The organism is Brachybacterium tyrofermentans (assembly GCF_039526165.1).
Taxonomy (GTDB): Bacteria; Actinomycetota; Actinomycetes; order Actinomycetales; family Dermabacteraceae; genus Brachybacterium; species Brachybacterium tyrofermentans.
The window spans coordinates 1-2017 of the sequence record NZ_BAAAIR010000084.1 but is presented as its reverse complement, the minus strand read 5'-3'; the positions used below and the strand labels follow the sequence as shown (position 1 = coordinate 2017).

The window sequence follows — 2017 nt, the reverse complement described above, 5'->3', positions numbered from 1 at the left end:
CCCGCAAACATCGGCAACGCCGACGTCCGAGCTGACCTACACGCCCCATGAAAGATCGAGGCTAGGAGGATGTCACCCGGCTCAGGCAGTCCATTTCGACGGCACAGGTCGCCGCCGGGTCGCTCACCCTGGTAACCGAACACTGCTGCATCATCGAGGTCAATACGTCGTATGATAGGGCCACGGGTAGATCGCCGTACCTGTAGTCTGTATTAGAATAACCTGAATGGTTGCCTGAACGAGGTTCCCAGACTTGCTATCTCTACGGACCGTTGGGGCACGACAACTGCAAGTTGGTAAATGATTAGCGTGTCGGACAGGCTGGCAATCTTAGGGTGTCGCCTACTTCCATTGCGCGATCTTGGTGAAATCGGATCGAGGCTCAGGGGATATGGATAGTCCACCCTGCCGCCAATGACCCCACTGCAGCACTCGCGTTCTTCAATCTCCGCACACATTTGAAAGGAACACGAAATGACCGGCGACTACGCATCTTTGACAAAGTTTATACAAAGTTACATTTTGGCACCAGGGCTGAATTTCAACAGTTCGAACACGACCACTTCAGCTGTTAAGAGCATTATCGGCGGTTTCAAACATCTTGGCTGGACTACGGAAGAGGTGGTTGTTGAAAAGCCTCGACCACCCCGTCATAAGCTATTTTCGCCGGATGGAACGATTGAACTTTCGATGAATAGTGCGAAAGTGTTTCGCCACCCCATGCACACTGAGCAGATCTGCCAGCGTAAACATTTGACGAAGCGAATGCTCGAATTTGACAAGTTGCCCACCCCTGCCGGAGCCGATTTTTCGTCGAAGGAAAAGAATGTCGCGCTGGCCTACTTCAAAAAAGTTCCGAAGCCTGTAGTGGTAAAGCCAACAAATTCAGGAGGATCCCACGGGGTCACGGTCGGAGTCTCCGAATCGGCAGAGTTCGAATCCGCGTGGGACTTTGCCCTCGATGGGGGCCGCGAGAACTCCAATGTCTTGATCGAGCAGTTTGTACACGGTGTTGAGTTGCGCGCACTTGTAATCGGCGACGAGGTTGTCAGTATTGTAGCGCGCGTCCAACCGTTTGTGGTGGGAAACGGGAGCGCCAACTTAAAGACTTTGATTGACGATTCAAATGAAGCACGGAAAGTTCATTACAGAGCGATGCAAATGCCCGTCGTGTTCAATTGGGACTTCATAGGCAAGCAAGGTCACGACCCGGAATCCATTCCGGCTGAGGACGAAATTGTATACCTAAATCCTCTAGGCCTGGCCGCCTACGGCGCGTTTCTAGTTGATGTAACTGATTCAGTCAATGCGGAGGTGAAAGACCTGGCCATCCGGGCGAAAAATGCTATTCCAGAAATGGAAATCGGAGGGGTCGATATTCTTATAGAGGACCTTGATGATGTTGGCACCGGAGTCATTCTCGAGGTAAATACGGCCCCTTCATTAAATTTGCATCGGTATGCAACTCATGGGCGGGCCCGCGACGTCGATCTTGATATAGTGAGATATTTCCATGGTCGATACGTCAAGGAGAGTGGGCGCGCCTAACGCGCATCTTCCACGTGCATCGTTGGTGAAGTGTGCTCACCCGGTGTGACTTTGCGGGTCGGAAATTCGAAGCAAGAGCAGCACGAGGACTCCTGCCGTGGTGACGCCGGTATTTCAGGGCGTGGGTCAACGGCCTCGAAGGCTTTCCGAATATATTGGAGCAGTGCGTTCGCGGCTACAGCGGTTTCTCGAGGCGCCTTGGCCAGCTGGCTTTTTGGCGTGATTGGCGATTTGAGGATTCGCACCTCCGGTCGGCATCACGATCCCGATGCCGGTTCCGCCGTATCCCTCGTTGGCCAGCGTCGGTAGCCCCTCGCCTGGGCCTGGCTACAGTGCTGGCAGTGAGTGCTCGCGGGCGACCGTGATGTCTTGGACTGAGCCGGACTGGGCCTCGCACCTGAGTTGGACCTCTCTTTGCGGTGAGCGCTGTTCCGGAGGGTGTTTCTACTGGTGAGGGCACTGGAGGGGT

Annotated in this window: 1 protein-coding gene; it reads left to right on the top strand. The window is 54.1% G+C overall.

Annotated elements, in window-relative coordinates:
- The first annotated feature begins 474 nt into the window (after positions 1-474).
- A complete protein-coding gene (locus ABD093_RS18355; RefSeq protein WP_343926332.1) occupies positions 475-1548 on the top strand; it encodes an ATP-grasp domain-containing protein in 1074 nt (357 codons plus the stop codon).
- The last annotated feature ends 469 nt before the right edge of the window (positions 1549-2017 follow it).